The following is a 21,816-nucleotide window of genomic DNA, read 5'->3' as shown; positions in this document are numbered from 1 at the left end:
TGGTTTCTCCTCGTGAATAAATTTACCCAGGATTGGGCTTGCCGGCAGGGTTGGGCTTACAGGCCAGGCCGTTCTGGTCAAAGTAGTGCAGGTGCTCGGCCGGCGCAGTGACTTTGACGGTGTCGCCGCTTCGGATGGCCGTCTGGCCGCTCAGGATCAGCTCGAACGGTGCATCGGGCACGACCTTGCCGTGCAGGATGCTGGTGCTACCAAGCTGCTCGACCTGCGACACCACCAGTTGCAGCGGGCCATCGTCGGCCAGTTGCGCGTGTTCGGGCCGGATGCCCACGGTGTGGGTGCCGGGCGCAGCACGGGGGAATTGGGCCGCGGGCACAAAGTTCATGCGCGGGCTGCCGATGAAGCCGGCCACGAACTGGTTGCACGGCCGGTTGTACAGCTCCAGCGGTGAGCCCACCTGCTCGATGCGGCCGGCGCGCAGCACCACGATCTTGTCGGCCATGGTCATGGCCTCGACCTGGTCGTGGGTGACGTAAATCATGGTCGCACCCAGGCGGGCGTGCAGGTCGCGGATCTCGGCGCGCATCGACACGCGCAGCTCGGCGTCGAGGTTGCTGAGGGGCTCGTCGAACAGAAACAGCTTGGGTTCGCGCACGATGGAGCGGCCAATGGCCACGCGCTGGCGCTGCCCGCCCGAGAGCTGGGTGGGCTTGCGCTCCAGCAGCGGCGTCAGCTGCAACAGGGTGGCGGCGGCGTTGACCTTGGTGTCTATCAGCGCCTTGGCCACGCCCAGGTTTTCCAGGCCGAAAGCCATGTTGTTGTACACGCTCATGTGCGGGTACAGCGCATACGACTGGAACACCATGGAGCAGCCCCGGTGCGCGGCGGAGACCTCGTTGACGCGTTGGTCGTCGATGCGGATGTCGCCGCTGGTGGCGGGCTCCAGCCCCGAAATGATGCGCAGCAAGGTGGACTTGCCGCAGCCCGAGGGGCCGACAAACACCACGAATTCACCGTCAGATACGGCCAGGTCCACACCGTGGATGATGGTGGTCTTGTCAAAGCTTTTGACAACGTTGGAGAGTTGGAGAGTAGCCACGAAAAGTCCTATCGAGGGTTCAGGCAGTTACTTCACACCGGCGCTGGCGATGCCGGTGGCGATGTATTTCTGCAAAAAGGTGAAGACCAGGGTGATCGGGATCAGCGTGATGACGGTCATGGCCAGCAGGTAATGCCACTGTGTGTTGAGCTCGCCCTGGAAGGCGTTGAGCGCCAGCTGCAGCGTGAAGTGCTCCGACCTGGACAGCACGATCAGCGGCCAGAGGAAATCGTTCCAGCGCCACATGAAGGAGAAGATGGCCAGCACCGCCATCGCCGGCGCCGCCAGCGGCAGGATGATGCGCCAGTAGATGCGCCATTCGCTGGCGTTGTCCATGCGGGCGGCCTCCAGCAGCTCATCGGGGATGGTCAGCATGTACTGGCGCAGCAGGAACACGCCGGTGGGCGTGGCCACCGCAGGCAGAATCACGCCCCACAGGTTGTTCAGCAAGCCCATGCTGGAGATCACCAGGAAGGCCGGCACCAGGATGATGGTGGGCGGAATCATCAAGGTGGCGATGATCAGCACGAACACAGTCTTCTGGCCGGTGAACTGGTACTTGGACAGTGCGAACGCCGCCATGGAATTGAACAGCAGGGTGATGAGGGTGGCCACCACGGTGATGAACACGCTATTCCACAGGTAGGTGCCGAAGCTGAACTTGGCGAACAGCTCGGTGTAATTGCCGCTCGCAAACTTGAGTTCATTGACCGGCTGGCGGTCCTTGATGTTGACGCGGATCTCGGTCTGCGGCTGCAGCGGATCGACCATGGTGGCGACGATGCCGATGCGGCGCACCTGCGCCAGTTCGCGCGTCTGCCCCTGCTCGTCCTTGGCCCGGAACAGCGGCAAAGGCTTGTCATGGCCCGCGACCAGCACCTCCTTCTGGCTGTAGGGCAGGAAGCTGGGCGGGAACTGGCTCAGTGCGCTTTCGGTTTTGAACGACGACATGACCAGCCAGAGCACCGGCCCGAACATCACGACCAAGCCGGCCAGCAGGTAGGCGTAGGAAACCCAGTCGGTCCAGTGCAGGCTGGTCTTGCCATGGACGCGCCCGCGGGTACGGGTCAGGAAATTTGCCATCGCTCGGTCCTTATTTCTTTACTTTTCCAGCCTCGCCGGCTTTGGACAGCCGCAGCTGCGCCAGGGTCAGCGCCATGAGGCCAACGGCGAGGATCAATGACGCTGCAGCGGCCAGGCCATACAGATGGATCTGCTCGGCAAAACCCGTCAGGTAGATGTATTGCACGATGAAGGTGGTGGCCGAGCCCGGCCCCCCGCCGGTGAGCACGAACACCTCGTCAAAAGTCTGCACCGCGCGGATCATCACCAGCACCAGCACCACGATGAGGTTGGGCATGAGCAGCGGCAAGGTGATGCGCGACAGCACACGCCGGGGCGGTGCGGCGTCCATTTCGGCGGCCTCGTACACGTCTTTGGGAATGGCCTGCAGGCCGGCCAGCAGGATCAGGGTGTAGAAACCCATGTGCGCCCAGATGGACACCACCACCACCCAGAAGAAGGCCCAGTGCCGGTCCAGCAGCCAGTCCATCGGCTGCGAGCCCATCGCCACCAGCCCGGCGTTGAACACGCCCTGGCTTTGCAGCAGCCATTTCCAGATCAGCGCCACCACCACCGGCGACAGCAGCACCGGGTAGAAAAACACACCGCGCCAGAAACCGCGGCCGATGATCTTGCGGTTCAGCACCAGGGCCGTGACCAGCGAGAAGAACAGCATCAGCACCACCTGGATCAGGCTGAATTTGACGGTGTTGAAGATCGAGCGCAGGAAGATGTCGGTGCGGCAGCTCTGCAGGTCGGTGTAATCGCGGCATTCCAGCAGGGTGGCGAAGTTCTCCATCCCGGTGAAGGGCCGCTGCGTGGGCAGCAGATTGACGCCGCCCGTCACCGCGTAGACCAGGTTGATCACGATGGGCAGGAAGGTGAAGATGCCGATCACCACCAGATTTGGCCCAACAAAGAGCCAGCCAATGCGCGAGGCACCGAGCCATTTTTGGCCCAGCCGGAACACCGGCTCGAACAGGTTGAAGAAGAAGCCTAAGAAGGCTGAGAAGACTGACATACCGACTCCGATCTACTGTCCCGTGACGCCGCCAGCGCCGCTGCCTTATTCCAGAGATACCGCGGAACTGGCTCTGCCAGGCCGCTGGTATCGCCCCCTGCAAGGGGGGAGGAGCGACACGAAGTGCGCGATTTGGGGGGGTGCCTATTTCTCTGCCTGCTTGACCGCTTCGGCCATGTCGGTGCTGATCTTGGTCACGGCTTCGTCCACGCTGATCTCGCCCACGATGGCTTGGGTGACGCGGGTCACGGTGGGCAGCATGATGGCGCGGTTGTATTTGTAGCCCTGCAGCGCATAGGCGGGGGGCGCCAGCGTCGCGGTGCCGCTGGTGAAGACGCCGAGGGCCGCTTGGGCGGCAGGACCGGCGCTAGGGTAAGTCACGCCCTTTTTGGCCACACCCGCGTGGGCCGGGATGTTGTTGGTCCTGGAGGCAAACTCGGCCACGTTGGCCTCCTGGGCCATGAAGTCGAGGAACTGGCCAACTTCCTTCGGCGACTTGCTCGTCTTCAGCGCCGCCCAGGCCGCGCCGCCGGGCATGCCGGTGCAGGCGGCCGGGCCGCAGGGGTTGGGCACGGCGACCCAGTCGAACGCATTGCCGATTTCCTTTTGCATGCGGGCGATCTGCCAGGAGCCTGACAGCGCCATCACCAGGCGGCCATTCTTGAACTCGCCCACGGTATCGGCATAGCTGGAGCCGCCCGAACCGCCCCACACGTCCTTGAGAATGGTGCCGTCCTTGTGCCAAGCGACGAACTTGTGCACGGCTGTCTTGTAGCCGTCATCCAGCGCGAGGTTGCCCTTGGCGTCGAAGATCTTGGCGCCATAGCTGATGGCCGGACCGGCGAAGCGGTGGCCGGAGCGGTCCCAGGCCATGGCGGCCGGGGTCTGCGTGGCCTTGGCCACCTTGCGCGCCGCGTCGGCCCACTCATCCCAAGTGGCCTTGGGGCCGGGCATGGGGATCTTGGCCTGCTCAAACAGGGTCTTGTTGACGAACGGGCCGGTCATCGTCAACTGGGACATGAAGCCATAGATACCTTTGTCGCCCGCGCTGGGCCGCAGCCAGGGCAGGGTTGCACCGAAGTTCGCTTCCCAGTACTTGCGGTCTTTCAGGTAGGGGCTGATGTCCAGGTAGTATTTCGACAGCCCACCCAGGTCGGTGAGACGTGCGATATCCGGTCCCTGTCCCGCGGCCAGTTGCACCGGTAGCTGCTCAATGATCGTTTTGAACGGGACGACGTCAAGAATCACCTTGGCACCGGCGTTTTGCGCTTCGTAACGTTTGATGAGGTCGGCGGTCACGTCGCACTCGTTGGCGTCCTGATAACACATGACGCGGATTTCGGCGTGTACGGCGACAGGCAGCGCAACGGCGGCCAAGCCCAGCAGGCCCGCGCCCAAGGCTGTTTTGGTCAAACACGGCACGGAGGATAAAGATTGGAGTTTCATGGTCTTCTTTCGTGGTGGGGAGTGGAATGCGAAGGCGTGTTCAGCATGGGGCGGATAGGAAAGGGTGCGTTAAATCTGGATTTGTTATCGGTAACAATTTGATGTAAATATTAATGCCGAAAAGCATTTGAAAATATGGGGTTTACCCTTGTAGTATTGGCAATCACAGCCGGCAAGAAGGTCCATGCGATCACATTGAACCGGCTTTGGTATCCATAACAATGGTATTGCAGGATGGGTTTTTTGGTAGACAATCCCCCCATGTCGCAAGCCTTTACTATTCACGATGTCGCCCGGCTGGCGGGGGTGTCCGCCATGACCGTGTCACGTGCGCTGAACCACCCCGAACGGGTGTCGCCCGCGATGCATGCCAAAGTCCAGGAAGCGGTGCAGCGCACGGGTTTTGTTCCCAACGGCATGGCCGGCAGCCTGCGTTCATCGCGTGCGCGCTTGGTTGCCGCGGTACTGCCCACCCTGGTCGGTCCGGTGTTCCAGGAAACCATCCAGTCCCTCAACCAGGCGCTTGACGCCAAGGGCTACCAACTGATGATCGGCCAGAGCGGCTACGACGCCTTGCGGGAGGATGCGCTGCTCGACGCCATCATCCGCCGCCGACCCGACGGCATCGTGCTCACCGGCATCATGCATTCCCCGGCCGGTCGGCGTCAGTTGCTCGCCTCCGGCATCCCGGTGGTGGAAACCTGGGACCTGACACCCACGCCCATTGATATGCTGGTGGGATTCTCGAACGAGGGTATTGGTGCCTCGGTATGCGCCTACCTGCACCAGCGGGGTTACCGCCGGACGGCGCTACTGTGCGGCAGCGACGAGCGCGCGCGGCGTCGCAGCGATGGCTTTCGGCGCATGAGTCGCACCTTGGGCCTGGAGGCCGAGCTGCCGACCTACCTGGCCCCGCCCCCCACGACTCTGGGCTCCGGGCGGGCCGGGCTGGCGCAACTGCTGAACCATCCGGAGGGCATCGATTCGGTGTTCTGCAGCTCCGACATGCTGGCCCTGGGTGTGCTCATTGAGGCCCAGGCGCGTGGAATCGCGGTGCCCCAGCAGCTGGCCATCGTGGGCTTGGGCGACATGGAGTTTGCCGCCAGCCTGCAGCCGGCCTTGACGACGGTACGCATCGATGGCACCCGCATCGGTCAGACGGCCGCGCAGTACATCGTCGACCGAGCCGAAGGCCGCACCGTTGCGCAGCCCATTGTCGACATCGGCTTCTCTATCGTGGAACGGGGCACGGCCTGAAGACCCGCCCGCGTGGACGACTATGGATGCCAGGTGGCCGCACTGTCCGTCCGTGGTGCGGGCTTGCGGCTACCCGCCAGCGCGTAGGAAAGTTGATTGGCCGCCTGGATGACGGTTTGACTCAATTCCAGCAAGCGCGCTTCTGTCAAACGCGAGGTGGGGCCCGAAATGCAGACCGAGCCCAGCAGCCGCCACTGCATGCCGAACACCGGTGCTGACACGCTTGACACCTCGGGTTCACGTTCGCCGAGCGAGAGGTGGTAGCCCCGCTGGCGAATGGATTCATACGGTTCGCCGGGCTCCCCGGAAAACGCCAGAATCACACGCCCCGGTGCGCCCAGGTCCAGCGGCAGTCCGATACCCACGCGCACGTGATGGCGGATGGTGCGCGGGCCATCAACCCGGGCCAGGCAGGTGCGCTGGTTGCCCTCGCGTACATAGAACGAAGCGCTCTCGCCGGTCTGGACGGTGAGTTCACGCAGCACGGGTTCGACCACGTCATGCACGTCGAAGGTTGCCTGGTAGCACGCGCCCAGCCAGCCTGCGGCCCGGCCCAGTCGCCAACTGCCGTCGTCTTTTTGCACCAGATAGTGGTCGCTCGCCAATGTGCGTGCGATGCGCAAGGCCGTGGTTTTGTGCAGGCCGGTACGGCGGCTCAACTCGGCCAGCGTCAGGTGAGCATCGTTGACGCCAAAGGCTTCCAGCAGGCGTAATGCCCGTGTAACGGCAATCACGCCGCCGGTTTCTTCAATGCCTGTCAGGGTTTCTGCGGCAGATGTGAGTGACTTCATTCTGTGGTCTTTGTTGCGTCAGGTGCAACTGTATTGCGATGAATGAAACATGGCAAGAAAATTCGCATCGTCATTTCAATAACTCAGGAGACATCTCATGACATTGCTGCGTCGCGGCCTTCTGGCCACTTTATTCGCCAGTCTGGCCTTCCCCGTTTTTGCCCAGAATTACCCCAACAAGCCGATTCGCGTGATCGTGCCGTTCCCCGCCGGCGGCGGCACCGACATCATTGCGCGCGATGTCACCAACAAGCTCTCAAGCACGCTGGGTTGGAGTTTTGTGGTCGAAAACAAACCCGGTAGCGGCGGCAACCTCGGGGTCGACGCGGCCGCCAAGGCCGCTGGTGATGGTTACACCCTGGCGCTGGGCCAGACCAGCAACTTGGCCATCAACCCCACGCTGTACAGCAAGATGCCTTACGACTCGCTGAAGGACCTGGCGCCCGTGGGTCTGGTGGCCAGTGCCCCGCTCGTCTTGGTGGTGGCGGCCGATTCGCCCTACAAGACGCTGGCCGACATCGTCAACGCGAGCAAGGCCAAGCCCGCTTCCCTCAACTTTGCCTCGCCGGGCAACGGTACGGTGGCGCACCTGGCCAGCGAGCTGTTTCAGAAGACGGCTGGCGTCAAGTTCACGCATATTCCGTACAAGGGCGCAGCCCAGGCGAGCACCGACCTGATTGGCGGCCAGGTGCAGCTCTACATGTCGTCGGTGCCGACACTGCTCGGGCACATCAAAAATGGCAAGATGCGCGCGCTTGCCGTCACCTCGCTGAACCGCGTGGACGATCTGCCGCAGGTGCCCACGGTCGCTGAATCGGGCTACAAAGGCTTTGAAGCCGTCACCTGGTTCGGTTTTGTGGCGCCTACCGCGGTGCCCAAAGACATCGTGGTGCGCCTGAACACCGAGATCAACAAGGCGCTGCAAAGCGCTGACGTCAAGAAAAAGCTTGGAGAACAGGGTGCCGATGTACTGGGCGGTACACCCGAGCAGTTTTCGGCCCTGATCAAAAGCGACATCGCGCGCTGGGCACCCATCATCAAAGAGTCTGGCGCCAAACTGGATTGAACAGCCCCCGATTTTCGCCCCCCTCATCCAGGACCACTCCCATGAATCTTTCAGACATCATCAAAGACTTCCCCCGCGTGAGCGCCGACATCATCGCCCAAGCCGCGCAGTACCAGCCCGCCATATTCTCCGACGTGGCGGGCCGCCGCGGCGCGCTGCATGGCCGCATTGCGGCACTGCGACCGCGTATGAAAGTGGCGGGACCGGCCTTCACCGTGGAAGTGCGTCCCGGCGACAACCTCATGATCCACGCTGCCATGGCGCTGGCCAAACCCGGTGACGTGCTGGTGATCGACGGCAAGGGTGACCAGAGCGCGGCCTTGATGGGCACCATCATGATGACGGCCTGCAAGCAGCTTGGCCTGGCGGGTGTGGTGATGGATGGCGCCGTGCGCGACAGCCTGGAGATTGACGAGATGGACTATCCCGTGTTCTCGGTCGGCACCAATCCCAACGGCCCGACCAAGCAAGTTGGCGGGCGCATCGGCCACCCGGTATCGGTCGGCGGCGTGACGGTGAATCCCGGTGATTTCATCATTGGCGACGGCGATGGTGTCGTGGTGGTGGAGCGCGAGAAGATTGAATCCTTGCTGCCTTTGGCTGCGCATAAAGTCGTGGCCGAGGCCAAGCGCATTGCGGCCATCAAGGAAGGCAAGACCCGTGCCTCGTGGTTGACCGCTTCACTGGTGAGCGCCGGGGTGCTGAAAGAGGGAGAAAGCCTGTGAGCGCCATGCAGCAAGCCCTGAACCGCAAACCGGTGATCATCGTCACCGCGGCCGATCTGGCGCCGCAGGCGGTGGCGCTGCTCACGGACTATGAGCTGGTCTACGCCGGCAAGACGCCCCAGGTGCCCGACTTGATCGCCTTGGCCTGGCGCCACGATCCCGTGGCCTATATCGTGCGCTACAGCAGCATCACGGCGGAGCTGATGGATGCCTCGCCGTCGCTCAAGGTCATCTCCAAGCATGGTAGCGGCACTGACACCATCGACAAGGATGCGGCCAGAGCGCGTGGCATCGCCGTCACGGCGGCGGTCGGCGTCAACGCCGCAGCGGTGGCGGAGCAGGCGCTGGCCATGCTGCTGGCGTGTGCCAAGTCGGTGGTGCAGCTCAACGCGCGCATGCACGCCGGGCATTGGGACAAGGCGAGCCACAAGAGTCTGGAGCTGGGCGGCCGCACCATTGGCCTGATCGGCCTGGGGGCCATTGGCCAACGCTTTGCGAAGATGGCCGATGCCATGGGCATGCGCGTGATCGGCTTTGACCCATTCGCGAAAAATCTGCTGGCTTACATCCAGGCGGTTGATCTGGACACGCTATGGCGCGAGGCCGACGCAATTTCGCTGCATTGCCCCCTGACCGCCGAGAACAAGCAATTGCTCAATGCCGACACGCTGGCGCGGTGCAAAAAAGGCGTCATTGTGATCAACACGGCGCGCGGTGGCTTGATCGACGAACTCGCGCTGCTGGCGGCGGTGCGCGGCGGGCAGGTGGCCATGGCCGGGCTGGACAGCTTCGGCGTCGAACCGATGACCGTACCGCACATCTTTCATGACCAGCCTGGCTTCATCCTGAGCCCGCACATCGGTGGCGTCACCAGCGACGCCTATGTGAATATGGGGGTGGCCGCTGCCAAGAATACCCTGGCGGTCTTGCAAAGCCATGCGCCCGTCGCAGCCTGAAACCCAAACACAGCCATGCCCGCCTCAAATGGGCCCGCGTGATCAAGACGTCGGGCATCACACTGGATTGATGATTATTAATAGGAGACTGCCATGTTTTGTAAATCAACTCGCCGATCTGTCTTCGCTGGCTGTGCCTTGGCCGCACTGGGCTTAGCCACCAGCGCGGCACAGGCGCAACCGGCCTGGCCCAGCAAGCCCGTCAAGATCGTCGTGCCCTATGGCCCCGGCGGCGCCGTGGATCTGGTCACGCGAAAAATGGCGCAAAAACTCACCGAGCAGACGGGTCAGAGTTTTTTCATCGAGAACAAGGCGGGTGCCACCGGCACCATCGGCGCCGCGCAAGTGGCGCAATCACCGGCGGATGGTTACACCCTGATGGCCAACGACACCACGTTCTCGCTGTTGCCGCACATTTTCAAGAAACTGCCGTTTGACCCGGCGGTGGATCTGCTGCCAGTGGGCGCGTTTGTCTTCGCGCCCATGGCTTTGGCCGTGAATGCGCAGTCGCCCTTCATAACCCTGACCGATTTGCTGGCGGAGGCCAAACGCAAGCCCAATCAAGTGACGTATGGCACGGGCGGGCCAGGCACCACGCCGCATTTTGCGAGCGAGGCGCTGGGCATTGCCGCCGGTGTGAATTTCATGCACATCCCGTTCAAGGGCGCGGGCGAGGCAACGCAAGCGGTTTTGTCCAGCACCATTGATTTTCAGATCGCCTCCACGACGGGTCTGATGGGCAACGTCAAAGGCGTCAAGCTGCGTCTGCTGGCGGTCAGCGGCGACAAGCGGCTGTCGGCCTTGCCGGCGGTGCCAACCTTCACGGAGGCCGGCACCCAATGGCCCGGCATTGTCAACTGGACCGGTTTGTGGGCGCCCAAAGGCACACCGCCCGAGATCCTGGCCCGCCTGCAAAAAGAAATTGCCACGGCCATGGCGTCCAGCGACATGAAAACATTTGCCGAAGGCATGGGCGCCGAGCCGCGCCAGGTGGGCGCTGACGTGTTTGCGCGAATGCTCCGGGACAGCACCGACAACTGGGGCAAGGTGACGGCCAACGCCGCGTTTGAAAAACAATAAATCCCGGTTGACAAGCCGGCCAGGCGGTATACCTTTTGATCATTTCACCATGGGGCGATCGCTCGTGTTTCTCTTGAATCCACCTGAAGTCCGCACGCTGGAGACGTTCACCAGCTTGCCCCAACGCTATCGCCAGCCCCAGCGCAGCGTGTGGGGTGACGCCAACCAGGGCGGGCGTGAGAGTGACTCGTTCCTTGAAGGCCCGGTGTTTGACGATGCCGGCAACCTCTATGTGAGCGATATTCCATTCGGGCGCGTGTTTCGTATCGACCCCAAGGGTGAATGGGATCTGGTGGCGCAGTGGGATGGCGAACCTAACGGCATGAAGTTCATCAGCGCCGCCGAATTGCTGGTGACCGACTACCGCAACGGGCTGATGCTGGTCAACGTGCTCAGTGGCGAGTTGCGACCCTTCCTGACACGGCGCAACACCGAAAGCTTCAAGGGTGTCAACGATCTCATCCTTGATTCACAAGGCAATCTTTACTTCACCGATCAGGGGCAGACCGGACTGCATGACCCCACCGGGCGCGTCTACCGGCTGACACCTGCAGGTCGGCTGGATCTACTGCTGTCGAACATACCCAGTCCCAACGGGATTGTGTTGTCGCCCGACGAGCGCTTTCTGTTCGTGGCGGTGACCCGCGGCAACTGTGTCTGGCGCATGCCCGTGCTGGCCGATGGCAGTGTCTCCAAGGCCGGGCAGTTTTTCACTTCGTACGGTCCGAGTGGCCCGGATGGACTGGCCATGGACGAGTCGGGGAGTCTCCTGGTGGCGAATCCCGGACTGGCCTATATCTGGGTTCTCAACCCTCGAGCGGAACCGGTTCAGGTGCTGTGCGGTACGCCGGGGCATTCACTGACCAATCTGGCTTTCGGCGGCGCGGATCGCAAGACCCTGTACGCGACAGACGCCACGTCTGGGGACGTTTTACGCATCGCGATGGATATGCCCGGGATGAAGCTTCACCAGCGCCTTTGAACCCATGGCCCGTGGGGTACCTGGCCTATCGTTGCCGCGCGTGTTCCACCAGCAGGCACTTGTTCTGCACCACCCGCAGGCCGGCGGCTTCGGCTGCAGCGGCTGCCTCGGCATTTTCGATGCCCAGTTGCAGCCACAAAGCCTGGGCGCCAATGGCGATGGCCTGGGCCGCGACCGGCGGCACATCTTCGGATTTGCGGAACACGTCCACCAGCTCAATCTTTTCGTGCTGCGCCGCCTCCAGCAGCGTGGCATAGACTTTCTCGCCGAGGATGGGCGCGCCGCTGGCGGCGGCCACCGGGTTGACCGGGATGATGCGCCAGCCCTGTGTCTGCATGTAGTGCGCCACCTCGAAACTGGCGCGGTGCGGCTTGGGGCTCAAGCCCACCACGGCCACGGTTTTGTAGCTGACCAGGATGTGTTGGATGTTGTGTGTTTCGCTCATCCGCCCAGTGTACGCAAACCCCCGCCAGGCCGTCTTTTCCTCAGTCTTTGCTGGGGTCCAGTGCGAAGGCGTTCATCTGCGCCACCAGATGCTGATACTCCGCGTCAGTGAGCGCCACCAGCGGTGGGCGCACGCGCCGCCAGCCCGGGTCTTGGGTTAGGATCGCCATGATGCCCTTGAAGGCCGCCGTCACGCCGTAGCCGCCCAGAATGCCGATGAAATCCTTCACGCGTTGCAGATCGCGCGCGGCGTCCGGGCCGTCGAACTGTCCCACCAGCCGCTGCAGCAGGTGCGGCAGGACATTGGCCACGCCGCTGACCGCGCCGACGCTGCCGCGCGCGGCCATCACCTGCAGGTCCGGCTCGTTGCCGACCCAGACTTGCAGCGGCGGCATGAAAGCTTTGGCGAAGGCGAGTGAGCCTTCGCGCTGGCCGCTGCTGTCCTTGATGCCGATGATGGTCTTGGGGTAGAGCGTCTTCAGAGTTTCGATTACGTGGTGGCTTAAGGGCACGCCGGAGACCTGGGGAATGTGGTACAGCACGATGCGCAGGCGCGGGTCGGCCACCTGGTCGATGACCCAGCGGTAGGCATCGATCACGCCCTGGTCGGACACGCCCTTGAGGAAGAAGGGCGGTAGCAGCAGGCTGCCGAAGGCGCCCGCTTGCGTTGCGTGGCGCGTGAGTTCCACTGCATCGGGCAGGGCGGCGCAACTGGTCGAAACCAGGATGCGCCCGGCCGGCACGCCGCCGGCGATGAGCCCGTCCACCGCCGCGATGCGCTCGGCCACGCTGAACGAGGGCCCCTCGCCGGTGGTGCCAAAAGGCGTGACGCCGGTACAGCCGGCATCGATCAAGCTGCAGGCGTGGCGCGCGAACGAGGGAATGTCGATCGCCAGATCGGCAGTCAGCGGTGTCAACAGGGCGGGCCAGATGCCCTGGTAGGGAATTTGTGGAGTGTTCATAAAGGTTCTTTGTAGGAGGAATCAGGAAGCGCCGAACTCCTGGTCCAGGCGCTGGTGCTCGGCCAGGCCGACGACACGGGAAAAATCGGCGTAGCTCATGCCGGGGGTGCTGAGCCCGCGCGGCGTGCCGCTGGCATGCAGCTCGGCCAGCGCCTGCTCAACGGCGCGCGCCGCGCTGAACAGCGCGGTCACGGCGTAAAACACCAGGGCGAAACCCATGTCCTGCAGGTTGGTGGCGGTCAGCGCCGCGGCATCGGTGCCGTCGACGATGGACACGACCTTGGGGCCGGCCACCCGGCGCGCGACCGCCTCGACCTCGGCCACCGTCTTGATGCCGTCGACGAACACCAGATCGACGCCGGCGTCCTGGTAGCGCTTGGCGCGCGCGACCGCCTCGTCGATGCCCAGGGCGGGCAGGGCGTCGGTGCGGCCGATCACCAGCAGGGCGTCATCGCCGCGGGCCGCCAGCGCGCAGCGCAGCCGGCGCTCGTTTTCGCGTGTGTCCATCAGGCGGATGCCGGCCATCTGGCCGCAGCGTTTCGGGGCGATCTGGTCTTCCAGGTGGATCGCCGCCACGCCGGCCTGAATGTATTCGCGCACCGTGCGTTCGATGTTGGAGGGGCCGCCGTAGCCGGTGTCGGCGTCGGCGATCACGGGAATAGCCACGGCGCGCACCATGTCGCGTGCGTGGGTGGTCATCTCGGTCTGGGTCAAGAGCCCGATGTCGGGCTGGCCCAGGCGCGCGGCGGTGGCGCCGAAGCCGGTCATGTAGACGGCCGGGAAGCCGGCGCGCTCGACCAGGCGGGCCGACAGGGCGTCATAGGCGCCGGGCACCTGGACGAGGCCACCGGCGCGCAGGCGTTCCTGGAGTTGCAATGCGGGATGTTGGTGCATGGGGGCTCAGTTCATCATCAGGCCGCCGTCGATGTTGATCGACTGGCCGGTCATGTAATCGGAGGCGGGTGAGGCCAGGAACAGCGCCAGGTTGGCGACGTCCTCGGGCTGCTGCGGCCGGCCCATCGGGATGGTGGCCGTGCGCTGCTTCCAGGCTGCGCCCTCTTCAATGCCCTGCAACGCGGTCCAGTCGCGGTCCATCTGCTTCCACATGTCGGTTTCGACCAGGCCAGGACAGATGGCGTTGACCGTGATGTGCGGCGCAAAGGTGATGGCGGCCGACTGCGTGAGGCTGATCAGCGCCGCCTTGCTGGCGCGGTACGGTGCAATCAAGGCGGCAATCGGCCCGGCGCCGCTGCGCCCGGCGATCGAGGCCATGGTGATGATCTTGCCGCGTGGCCGGCCGGCGGCCAGCGGCGGCTGTTCCAGCATCTGCCGCGCCGCCGCCTGCAGCGTGAGAAAGCTGCCCTTGACGTTGACCGCCAGCATGCGGTCCCAGTCCTCGGCTTCGAGTTCGAGCAGCGGGCGCAGCTGCATGATGCCGGCGTTGCACACCATCACGTCGAGCCGGCCGAAGGCCTGCACGGTCTGCGCAACCAGGGCGGCGCAGTCGGCGGCCCGGGTCACGTCGGCCTGCAGCGCCAGGGCTTGGCCGCCCAGGCCGTGCACTTCGTCGGCCACCTTGGCGGCGGCTTGTTCGTTGATGTCGGACACGACCACTGCATGTGCGCCCTGGCGCGCGAACGCCAGGGCCAGCCCACGGCCGATACCTTGGCCCGCGCCGGTGATGGCGACCACCAGCGCGGGCGAAATGGAAGCCAATGTCATGCTCACTGGCCCCGGATGCGCTTCAATTCACCCGACACCAGGGTGATCGCCTCATCGCCGATTTCCTTGGCATGGCGCTCGTAAATCACCTTGGACTTGTCGCGGATGCGCTGCATCTCGGCCGGACTGATTTCGTTGACCAGCATGCCCTTGGACTTGAGGTTGGCCACGCTCTTGGCCGACAGTTCGCGGTTGACTTTGCGCTGCTCCTCGCGGCCCACGGCGGCGCATTCCTTGAGGGTGGCTTGCTCCTGCGGTGCCAGTGTGTCCCAGATTTTCTTGGAGAACAGCACCAGCGTCGGGCTGTAGGCGTGCTTGGTCAGCGTCAGGTACTTCTGCACCTCGTAGAACTTCATGTTCTCGATGTTGGTGAACGGGTTTTCCTGGCCGTCCACGGTCTTGGTTTCCAGCGCGGAGTAGACCTCGGAGAACGCCATGGGCACGGCATTACTCCCCAGCGTCTTGAAGGTGTCGATGAAGATGGTGTTTTGCATCACGCGCATCTTCACGCCGTCAAAGTCTTCGGCCTTGGTGATGGGGCGTTTGGAGTTGGTGGTGTGGCGAAAGCCGTTTTCCCACCAGGCCAGGTTGATCACGCCCACCGCCGGCAGCTTGGCCGCGAACCAGTCGCCGGCCTTGCCGTCGAGCACCGCATCCGCTTCTGTCTCGTTGCCGAACAGGAAGGGCAGATCGAACACGCCCAGCGAGGGCACGATGCCGACCAGCGGCGCGGTGGAGGTCAGCACCATGTCGAGCGAGCCGGTGCGCACGCTCTGGGTGGCGGTCAGGTCATTGCCCAGCGAGCCGTCCCAGTAGGGCTGGATCTTCATCTTGCCGCCCGATTTGGCCAGGGTGCAGGCGCCCATCTTGGCCAGGCCATTGCCCATCGGATGCTCCTTGCTGACGCCGTTGGAGACCTTGAAGCTGCGCTCCTGAAACTGCGCCTGGGCGCTGCCGGCGGCCAGTGCGATGGCCGTGAAGGCGAGGGCGCCGAAGCGCGTGCGGGAATTTTTGAACAATTTCATCTCACTGTCTCCTTTGAATAAAAAATCAGGTCAACCACTTCAGCGGCACCAGTACTAGCGACGGGAACAGCACCAGCAAAAACAACACCGCCAATTCAGCCCACAGGAAAGGCCACAGGCCTTTCATCAACTCGCTCATCGAAATCTTGGACACGCCGCACATGACGTTGAGCACGATGCCCACCGGCGGCGTGATCAGGCCGATGGCGTTGTTCATGATGAACAGCACGCCGAAGTACACCGGATCGATACCGGCTTCCTTCACCACCGGCATCAGCACCGGCGTGAGGATCATCAGCGTGGGCGCGAAGTCCAGCGCCGAGCCGACGATGACCACCAGCAGCATGATTACGAACATCAGCAGCGTTGGGTTGCCGGTGAAAGGTGCGAGCAGGGCCGCCACCTGTTGCGGCACCTCCGAGGTGGTGATCAGCCAGGCCGACACCAGCGCGGCGGCGATCAGGAACACGATCACCGCCGTGCTCTTGGCGGCCGACACCAGCAGGCCGTAGACTTGGCGCAGGGCCAGTTCGCGGTAGATGAAGGCGCCGACCACGAAGGCGTAGACACAGGCCGCGACACCGGCCTCGGTCGGCGTGAAGATGCCGAACTTCATGCCGCCAATGATGCCCAGGGGCATCAGAAGCGCCCACACGCCATCGACACCGGCGCGCGTGCGTGCCGCCATATTCTGCTTGGGCAGCACGGCCACCTGGTCCTTGCGCGCCACCCACAACCAGGTCACGAGCAGGGCCAGACCCATCATCAGGCCGGGGACAATGCCGGCCATGAACAGCTTGCCAATCGATACATTGGCGATGACGCCGAACACGATCAGGCCGATCGAGGGTGGAATGACCGGCGCAATCACCCCGCCGGCGGCGATCAGGCCGGAGGCGCGTGGAATGTTGTAGCCGGCCCGGCGCATCATCGGGATCAGCAGGGCGCCGATGGCTGCCGTGTCGGCGGCGGCGCTGCCCGAAATGGCGGCCATCACGACACAGGCAAAAATCGCCACGATGCCCAGACCGCCCCGGAAATGGCCGACCCAGGCCAGCGCGAAATTGACGATGCGCTTGGAAATGCCGCCGGCGTTCATCAACTCGCCGGCCAGCATGAAGAAGGGAATCGCCAGCAGCGGAAAGCTGTCGGCGCCTTCGAGCAATTTTTGCGACAGGATGGTGGTGTCGATCTGGCCTTGCGTGACCATCAACACTGCACCGCAGATCAGCAACGCAAAGGCAATTGGCAGTCCGACCGCCATGGCGCCGAACAGGGAAATGGCGAAAATGGCGACCGTCATGTTTTGCTTTCCGTGGCCGCAACCGCGGGGGCATGCGGCATGTCTTCGCTTTCGCTGATCTCGATCAGCTCATCGTCGCGAATCTGCCCACTGGCGATGCGCCAAAACTTGTGCAGGGCGTGCACGGCGATGGCGGCGCTGGTGAGGTAACCCACGCCAAACACCCAGATCATGGACATGCCCGTCACCGGCGCCATGTTGGTGGCATTGATTTCATGCTGGCGCCAGGTGCCCCAGAACAGCATGGCGCAGCACAGCAGGATCAGGCCCTGGCTGATAGTCAGGCAGACCAGCTTGCCGCGCCGCGAGAGCTTGCTGACCACGTTGTCCATGCCCAGGTGGGTGCCGTCGCGCATCGCGACGATGGCACCGATGAAGGTGAGCCAGACGAAGAAGAAGCGCGACAACTCTTCCGACATCACGATGCCGGAATTGAAGGCATAGCGCAGCACCACGTTGCCGAACACCATCAGCACCATGCCCAGCAGCAGCCCGGCCAGCACGGCCTCAATCGCCTTGAACAGCCAGTCCAGCAGGCGCTGCAGGCCGCTTTGCGGGGACACAGTCACCTCACACCACCTTGCCGGGGTTGAGCAGGCCTTGCGGGTCGAGCGCCCGCTTGATGGTTTTCATCAAGGCGATTTCTTCCGGGCTGCGGGCATGGCCGAGCCATTTTTTCTTGACCGTGCCGATGCCGTGTTCCGCCGACACCGTGCCGTTGAATTCGCGCACCAGGCCGTAGATCACCTCGTCCATGGCTTCCTTGGGCTGCTGCGCCACGCTGAGGCCGTCCACCCAGGCCACCAGGTGCAGGTTGCCATCGCCGACGTGGCCGTAATAGACACTCTCGCAGCCGGGAATCGCGGCGGCCAGCGCCGCCTTGCAGGCCACGGCGTAGGCGTTCATCGACTTCACGGCCAGGCCGACGTCGTAGGAAATATGCGGGCCCAAGGTGGGAAAGAACTCGGCGCAGGCATCGCGCAGCGCCCAGAACGATTGGGTGTCGGCGACGGACTGGGCCAGCGCGGCGTCGGCCAAGGCGCCTTCGTCAAGCAAGTTTTCGAGCCAGCGCTGAAAGCGCGGGCCGTCCACCGTGTCGTCCGTGCCCTGGGCCTCGACCAGCACATAAAAGCCGTACCCGTCGGCCACCGGGGCACGCACGCCGACCCGTTTGGTCACCACATCCCAGTAGTCCGGCCACATCACCTCGAACGCCGACAGCAGCGGCCCCAACCCACTGCGCGCGGCGCCGAGCAGGCGCACCACGGCCGCGTAATCGGGCAGGGCGCACAGCGCCGACAGCGTACATTGCGGTTGCGGATGCAGGCGCAGCACGATGCGCGTGATGACGCCCAGCGTGCCTTCGCTGCCGATGAACAGGTGCTTCAGGTCGTAGCCAGCATTGTTCTTGATCATCTTGTTCAGGCTGGTGACGATGGTGCCGTCGGGCAAGACCACTTCCAGCCCGAGCACCAGTTCGCGCGCCATGCCGTAACGGATCACCCGGTTGCCGCCGGCGTTGGTCGACAGGTTGCCGCCGATGGCGCAGGAGCCGCGCGCGCCCAGATCCAGCGCGAAGTAAAAACCGGCCTCGCTGGCGGCGCGCTGCACCGCTTCCAGCGGCGTGCCGGCCCAGACCGTCATGGTGGAACTGGCGCCATCGATTTCTTCCACGCCGACCATGCGTTCCAGTGACAGGGCGACCCAGCCCGGCTCGGGCCGCGCGCCGCCGCACAAACCGGTGAGACCGCCCTGCGGCACCACGGACAGGCCGGCGGCGCGGCAGGCCTTGAACGCCGCTGAGACGCCGGCGGCGTCGACAGGCCGCACGACGGCGATCGGTGTCTGGGGCGGCTGGGTGCTCCAGTCGTTGCAGTTGCGCGCGGGCACGTCGGCGCCGATCAGCACGGCGGCCGGGCCCAACAGCTCGCGCAGCCGGGCCAGCGCCGCGAGCGGTTCTTCGGTGGTGAATGCAGGGGTGTTTGAGTTCATGGTTATGATTGTCTTGTATGTAAGGTACTAAGGTATATAGGTGAAATCCCTGAGTGAACCCATTGCGCGCGCCGCAGGGAGCACGTGTTCCAATTGCCCGTAGGAGAAACGCGCTTTGCCCGCACTTAATTTCAAAATCGAAACGCCGAAGTCGCTCGCCACCATCGTGGCGCAGCGATTGCGCGAAGCCATCATTGATGGCCAGTTCGCGCTGGGCGCGATGATTCCGGAGGAAACGCTGGCCGCGTCCTTCGGCGTCAGCCGCACGCCGGTGCGCGAGGCCCTGAACCAGCTGCAGTCACTGGGCTTGGTCAATGTGCGGCCGCAGCGCGGCAGCTATGTCTTTGACGCCAGCGAGGCCGACATCGCGGCGCTGTGCGAATTTCGTTGCGTGATCGAGCCGCGTTCGGCCGAGCTGGCCTGGCGACACGACCGCGCGGCCACCCTCGCGACCATGGCGTCAGCAATCGCCGACATGGAAGTCGCCTGCCAGGAGAAGGACGCCGTGCGCTACAGCCGTGCCGACACGCGCCTGCACGAGGCCTTTGTCGACCACTGCGGCAACCCCTATATGCAGGCCGCTTATGCGACGGCCGGGGCCAAGATTGCGGCCCTGCGCACGCACCTGTCGGCGCCGGCCGATGTGCTGCATCCGCGCGGTCTGGAGCAGCACAAGCGCCTGCTGGCGCTGTTTGACGCCGGTGACTTTGCCGCCTTCGATGTCCTCATGCGTGAACACGTGATCGGCACGCGCGACAACTATGTGAACAACCTGAAGGCGCGCAACCGAGTCGCAGCCGTCATTCAGCCCTGACGACGACAAGGTCCCCAGGGACTCCTGGGGGTTGGGGTGCTAGAGACTGGCGATGGCCGAGCGCACTTCCTGCACGCTCAGGATTTCAGACAGCACCACCGGTGCGCTGCCGGCCTTGTACAGCACATACACCGGCACGCCGTTGCGCCCCAGTGCGCCAAGCGCCGCGGTGATGGCCGGGTCGCGCCGGGTCCAGTCGGCACGCAGCAGGGTGACTTTCTTGGCATCCAGATCGGCCAGCACCGCCGCATCGGCGAGCGTGGTTTTCTTGTTGTACTGGCAGGTCACGCACCAAGCGGCGGTGAAGTCGACGAACACCGGCGCACCGGTGGCCAGCACGCTTTCGACCCGGCCCGGCGCCCAGGCTTGCCAGCGCTGATCACTGGCCGCCGCTGTCCTGATCTCCATGAGTTTGAAGATATTTTGGCCGATAGCCCCCGTCAACAGGGCGAACACAGCTATTGAAACAGTAGCAATGATGAGCCGGCTGCGGCCCTTGAGGGTGAGCGCCCAGATCACGCCACTCAGGGCCACCAGCAGCGCCAGCAGGGCGCCGGCGCCGTCGATGCCGCTTTGCTGGCCCAACACCCACACCAGCCAGACGACGGTGGCAAACATCGGAAACGCCATGGCGCGGCGGAAAGTGTCCATCCACGCGCCGGGACGCGGCAATAGCCGGGCCACGGCCGGGATCAGGCTGGCCGCCAGATAGGGCAGGGCCATGCCAGCGCCAATGCTGGCAAAAATCAGCAGAGCCTGTAGCGCCGGCAGACCCAGCGCCAGCCCGAGCGAGGCGCCCATGAACGGCGCGGTGCAGGGCGAGGCAATTGCGACCGCCAGCACGCCCGACAAAAACGCGTTGACGGACGGGCTCTTGGCCTGGTGCGCGGCCATGCGACTCGGCAAAAACCGGCCAAATTCAAACAGGCCGGCCAGGTTCAGCCCCAACACCGTGAACAACACCGCCAGCGCCGCCACCACGGCCGGCGACTGCAGCTGGAAACCCCAGCCCAGCTGCTCGCCGGCGCTGCGCAGGCCCAGCATCAGCGCACCGAGCGCCAGAAAGGACAGCACCACGCCCGTGGCATAGGCCAGGCCGCTGATGCGGTGGCCGCGCCGGTCCCGCGCATGCTGGGCAAAGCCCATGACCTTGATGGCCAGCACCGGGAACACGCAGGGCATAAGGTTGAGCAGGAGGCCGCCCAGCAGGGCGCCGAGCACGGCCGCCCACAAACCCAGCGAGGCGGCGGGGCTGACGGGGGGCGCCCCTGTGCCGATATTGGCCTGGAGCGCCGCCGCCAGTTCGGGCGACACACCCTGGGCGGTGGCCATTGGCGGCCAGTTGCCCACGACCTTGGCCTGGGCCACAAAGCCCTGGTGCAGGCCGTTGACATCCGCCGCCAGCACCACCGGCATCAGCGCGGGGCTTTGACTGCGGTGATCGGACAAGGGCACGTTGGCGGTCCACACCGCGCCCTGCCAGTTTTGTGTCCATGGGGCCGCCGTCTCGATCACTTCCGGCGTTTCCGGGAAGAACTCCAGTGTCTTGCCCTGCAGCGCCGACGGCAACCCGGCTACCGAGACCTTGAGCGTTTTGCCCTCGACTGCCACCTGGCTGTCGCCAGCCAGTGGTGTGGGCTGTGCCTTGAAGCTCTTGTCAAAGTCGGCGCCGTTGAGCGCGGTGGAGCCGCGCACTGGCAGACGCAGGGCAAATTCACCATCCTCGGGAATGCATTCTTTTCGGCACACCAGCCAGCTGGCTTTGAGCTTGATCTCGATGTCGCTGTTCAGCAGCGAGGGCTTGAAGTCCTTGCCTATGGTCAGCGGCACCGGCAGCAGCACCGTGCCCTCGTAGCCATAGTTGGCCAGATTGCCGATTGGGATCTTTTTCGGCAGCGGCCAGGCAATCTCGCCCGCCGTCACGCCGGGTGGCAGCGTCCACTGCAGCGTGGTGGGCAGGCCGGAATCGCCCGAATTCTTCCAGTAGGTGTGCCATTCGGGCTGGTGCGTGAGCTGCAGACCGACCCACACAGTCTTGCCCGGGTCGGCGCCGTCCGGCGCGTGCGCCAGCAGCTCGGCGCGCACCTGGGGCGTGGTCACCATGGGTTTAG

At 64.2% G+C, this 21,816-nt stretch carries 21 protein-coding genes; 7 read left to right on the top strand and 14 right to left on the bottom strand.

Annotated elements, in window-relative coordinates; genetic code table 11:
* Window positions 1-22: 22 nt before the first annotated feature.
* The 4 genes from C5P05_RS25565 to C5P05_RS25550 form a co-directional block, all read right to left on the bottom strand.
* Entirely contained in the window at window positions 23-1,057 is a 1,035-nt protein-coding gene (locus C5P05_RS25565; protein ID WP_114972674.1) for an ABC transporter ATP-binding protein, read from the bottom strand.
* Between the two features lie 27 nt (window positions 1,058-1,084).
* Complete coding sequence (locus C5P05_RS25560) at window positions 1,085-2,140, bottom strand: carbohydrate ABC transporter permease (protein WP_114972673.1); 1,056 nt, start codon at window positions 2,138-2,140, stop codon at window positions 1,085-1,087.
* Between the two features lie 10 nt (window positions 2,141-2,150).
* Window positions 2,151-3,140, bottom strand: coding sequence for a carbohydrate ABC transporter permease (locus C5P05_RS25555; RefSeq protein ID WP_114972672.1), 990 nt, complete (start codon window positions 3,138-3,140; stop codon window positions 2,151-2,153).
* A 144-nt stretch (window positions 3,141-3,284) separates the two neighbouring features.
* Window positions 3,285-4,586 (bottom strand): ABC transporter substrate-binding protein, encoded by a 1,302-nt coding sequence (locus C5P05_RS25550; protein ID WP_198674862.1) that lies wholly within the window; start codon window positions 4,584-4,586, stop codon window positions 3,285-3,287.
* A 261-nt stretch (window positions 4,587-4,847) separates the two neighbouring features.
* On the opposite strand from C5P05_RS25550, the gene C5P05_RS25545 reads away from it, so the two are divergent.
* Window positions 4,848-5,843 (top strand): LacI family DNA-binding transcriptional regulator, encoded by a 996-nt coding sequence (locus C5P05_RS25545; RefSeq protein WP_114972709.1) that lies wholly within the window; start codon window positions 4,848-4,850, stop codon window positions 5,841-5,843.
* Between the two features lie 20 nt (window positions 5,844-5,863).
* Here the strand turns inward: C5P05_RS25545 and C5P05_RS25540 are convergent, their stop codons facing one another.
* Complete coding sequence (locus C5P05_RS25540; protein WP_114972671.1) at window positions 5,864-6,634, bottom strand: IclR family transcriptional regulator; 771 nt, start codon at window positions 6,632-6,634, stop codon at window positions 5,864-5,866.
* A 97-nt stretch (window positions 6,635-6,731) separates the two neighbouring features.
* Here C5P05_RS25540 and C5P05_RS25535 point away from each other — a divergent pair, with 97 nt between their 5' ends.
* From C5P05_RS25535 to C5P05_RS25515, 5 genes are all read left to right on the top strand, one after another.
* Window positions 6,732-7,700: a Bug family tripartite tricarboxylate transporter substrate binding protein gene (locus C5P05_RS25535; RefSeq protein WP_114972670.1), complete on the top strand. Its 969-nt coding sequence runs from the start codon at window positions 6,732-6,734 to the stop codon at window positions 7,698-7,700.
* Window positions 7,701-7,741: 41 nt separating this feature from the next.
* The gene (locus C5P05_RS25530; protein WP_114972669.1) at window positions 7,742-8,425 is read left to right on the top strand and encodes an RraA family protein; all 684 of its coding nucleotides are present in this window, start codon (window positions 7,742-7,744) and stop codon (window positions 8,423-8,425) included.
* A gap of 5 nt (window positions 8,426-8,430) precedes the next feature.
* Window positions 8,431-9,381, top strand: coding sequence for an NAD(P)-dependent oxidoreductase (locus C5P05_RS25525; RefSeq protein WP_114972668.1), 951 nt, complete (start codon window positions 8,431-8,433; stop codon window positions 9,379-9,381).
* 93 nt (window positions 9,382-9,474) lie between these two features.
* The gene (locus C5P05_RS25520) at window positions 9,475-10,461 is read left to right on the top strand and encodes a Bug family tripartite tricarboxylate transporter substrate binding protein (RefSeq protein WP_114972667.1); all 987 of its coding nucleotides are present in this window, start codon (window positions 9,475-9,477) and stop codon (window positions 10,459-10,461) included.
* Between the two features lie 64 nt (window positions 10,462-10,525).
* Complete coding sequence (locus C5P05_RS25515) at window positions 10,526-11,443, top strand: SMP-30/gluconolactonase/LRE family protein (protein WP_114972708.1); 918 nt, start codon at window positions 10,526-10,528, stop codon at window positions 11,441-11,443.
* A gap of 25 nt (window positions 11,444-11,468) precedes the next feature.
* On the opposite strand, the gene C5P05_RS25510 is transcribed toward C5P05_RS25515, so the two are convergent.
* Genes C5P05_RS25510 through C5P05_RS25475 form a run of 8 tightly spaced genes read right to left on the bottom strand, consistent with a single transcriptional unit; the run spans window position 11,469 to window position 18,891 of the window.
* Window positions 11,469-11,888, bottom strand: coding sequence for a CoA-binding protein (locus C5P05_RS25510; protein WP_114972666.1), 420 nt, complete (start codon window positions 11,886-11,888; stop codon window positions 11,469-11,471).
* 40 nt (window positions 11,889-11,928) lie between these two features.
* Window positions 11,929-12,849 carry a dihydrodipicolinate synthase family protein gene (locus C5P05_RS25505; RefSeq protein WP_114972665.1) on the bottom strand — a complete coding sequence of 307 codons (921 nt, stop codon included), beginning with the start codon at window positions 12,847-12,849 and terminating at the stop codon, window positions 11,929-11,931.
* A 21-nt stretch (window positions 12,850-12,870) separates the two neighbouring features.
* On the bottom strand, window positions 12,871-13,743 hold the full coding sequence (locus tag C5P05_RS25500; RefSeq protein ID WP_114972664.1) for an isocitrate lyase/PEP mutase family protein: 873 nt from the start codon (window positions 13,741-13,743) through the stop codon (window positions 12,871-12,873).
* A gap of 6 nt (window positions 13,744-13,749) precedes the next feature.
* Window positions 13,750-14,571, bottom strand: coding sequence for an SDR family NAD(P)-dependent oxidoreductase (locus tag C5P05_RS25495; RefSeq protein ID WP_114972663.1), 822 nt, complete (start codon window positions 14,569-14,571; stop codon window positions 13,750-13,752).
* A 2-nt stretch (window positions 14,572-14,573) separates the two neighbouring features.
* Window positions 14,574-15,596 (bottom strand): TRAP transporter substrate-binding protein, encoded by a 1,023-nt coding sequence (locus C5P05_RS25490; RefSeq protein ID WP_114972662.1) that lies wholly within the window; start codon window positions 15,594-15,596, stop codon window positions 14,574-14,576.
* 25 nt (window positions 15,597-15,621) lie between these two features.
* Entirely contained in the window at window positions 15,622-16,899 is a 1,278-nt protein-coding gene (locus C5P05_RS25485) for a TRAP transporter large permease (protein WP_114972661.1), read from the bottom strand.
* Entirely contained in the window at window positions 16,896-17,468 is a 573-nt protein-coding gene (locus C5P05_RS25480; RefSeq protein WP_232834663.1) for a TRAP transporter small permease, read from the bottom strand. The genes C5P05_RS25485 and C5P05_RS25480 overlap by 4 nt, the downstream gene beginning before the upstream one ends.
* A 1-nt stretch (window position 17,469) precedes the next feature.
* On the bottom strand, window positions 17,470-18,891 hold the full coding sequence (locus C5P05_RS25475; protein WP_114972660.1) for an FAD-binding oxidoreductase: 1,422 nt from the start codon (window positions 18,889-18,891) through the stop codon (window positions 17,470-17,472).
* Window positions 18,892-19,006: 115 nt separating this feature from the next.
* On the opposite strand from C5P05_RS25475, the gene C5P05_RS25470 reads away from it, so the two are divergent.
* Window positions 19,007-19,705 (top strand): GntR family transcriptional regulator, encoded by a 699-nt coding sequence (locus C5P05_RS25470; protein ID WP_114972659.1) that lies wholly within the window; start codon window positions 19,007-19,009, stop codon window positions 19,703-19,705.
* Between the two features lie 39 nt (window positions 19,706-19,744).
* On the opposite strand, the gene C5P05_RS25465 is transcribed toward C5P05_RS25470, so the two are convergent.
* Window positions 19,745-21,808 carry a protein-disulfide reductase DsbD family protein gene (locus C5P05_RS25465; RefSeq protein WP_232834662.1) on the bottom strand — a complete coding sequence of 688 codons (2,064 nt, stop codon included), beginning with the start codon at window positions 21,806-21,808 and terminating at the stop codon, window positions 19,745-19,747.
* Between the last annotated feature and the right edge of the window lie 8 nt (window positions 21,809-21,816).

Source organism: Rhodoferax ferrireducens, assembly GCF_003347515.1.
GTDB lineage: Bacteria > Pseudomonadota > Gammaproteobacteria > Burkholderiales > Burkholderiaceae_C > Rhodoferax.
The sequence above is the reverse complement of the archived record's forward strand: the minus strand, read 5'-3'. Positions and strand labels throughout refer to the sequence as shown.

What these genes read in the sequence shown, in the direction of transcription:
- C5P05_RS25485 (WP_114972661.1), bottom strand. Translation starts at nt 16,899, where the DNA reads ATGACGGTCGCCATTTTCGCCATTTCCCTGTTCGGCGCCATGGCGGTC.
- C5P05_RS25530 (WP_114972669.1), top strand. Translation starts at nt 7,742, where the DNA reads ATGAATCTTTCAGACATCATCAAAGACTTCCCCCGCGTGAGCGCCGAC.
- C5P05_RS25550 (WP_198674862.1), bottom strand. Translation starts at nt 4,586, where the DNA reads ATGAAACTCCAATCTTTATCCTCCGTGCCGTGTTTGACCAAAACAGCC.
- C5P05_RS25535 (WP_114972670.1), top strand. Translation starts at nt 6,732, where the DNA reads ATGACATTGCTGCGTCGCGGCCTTCTGGCCACTTTATTCGCCAGTCTG.
- C5P05_RS25560 (WP_114972673.1), bottom strand. Translation starts at nt 2,140, where the DNA reads ATGGCAAATTTCCTGACCCGTACCCGCGGGCGCGTCCATGGCAAGACC.
- C5P05_RS25475 (WP_114972660.1), bottom strand. Translation starts at nt 18,891, where the DNA reads ATGAACTCAAACACCCCTGCATTCACCACCGAAGAACCGCTCGCGGCG.
- C5P05_RS25490 (WP_114972662.1), bottom strand. Translation starts at nt 15,596, where the DNA reads ATGAAATTGTTCAAAAATTCCCGCACGCGCTTCGGCGCCCTCGCCTTC.
- C5P05_RS25525 (WP_114972668.1), top strand. Translation starts at nt 8,431, where the DNA reads ATGCAGCAAGCCCTGAACCGCAAACCGGTGATCATCGTCACCGCGGCC.
- C5P05_RS25510 (WP_114972666.1), bottom strand. Translation starts at nt 11,888, where the DNA reads ATGAGCGAAACACACAACATCCAACACATCCTGGTCAGCTACAAAACC.
- C5P05_RS25500 (WP_114972664.1), bottom strand. Translation starts at nt 13,743, where the DNA reads ATGCACCAACATCCCGCATTGCAACTCCAGGAACGCCTGCGCGCCGGT.
- C5P05_RS25465 (WP_232834662.1), bottom strand. Translation starts at nt 21,808, where the DNA reads ATGGTGACCACGCCCCAGGTGCGCGCCGAGCTGCTGGCGCACGCGCCG.
- C5P05_RS25505 (WP_114972665.1), bottom strand. Translation starts at nt 12,849, where the DNA reads ATGAACACTCCACAAATTCCCTACCAGGGCATCTGGCCCGCCCTGTTG.
- C5P05_RS25540 (WP_114972671.1), bottom strand. Translation starts at nt 6,634, where the DNA reads ATGAAGTCACTCACATCTGCCGCAGAAACCCTGACAGGCATTGAAGAA.
- C5P05_RS25495 (WP_114972663.1), bottom strand. Translation starts at nt 14,571, where the DNA reads ATGACATTGGCTTCCATTTCGCCCGCGCTGGTGGTCGCCATCACCGGC.
- C5P05_RS25520 (WP_114972667.1), top strand. Translation starts at nt 9,475, where the DNA reads ATGTTTTGTAAATCAACTCGCCGATCTGTCTTCGCTGGCTGTGCCTTG.
- C5P05_RS25545 (WP_114972709.1), top strand. Translation starts at nt 4,848, where the DNA reads ATGTCGCAAGCCTTTACTATTCACGATGTCGCCCGGCTGGCGGGGGTG.
- C5P05_RS25555 (WP_114972672.1), bottom strand. Translation starts at nt 3,140, where the DNA reads ATGTCAGTCTTCTCAGCCTTCTTAGGCTTCTTCTTCAACCTGTTCGAG.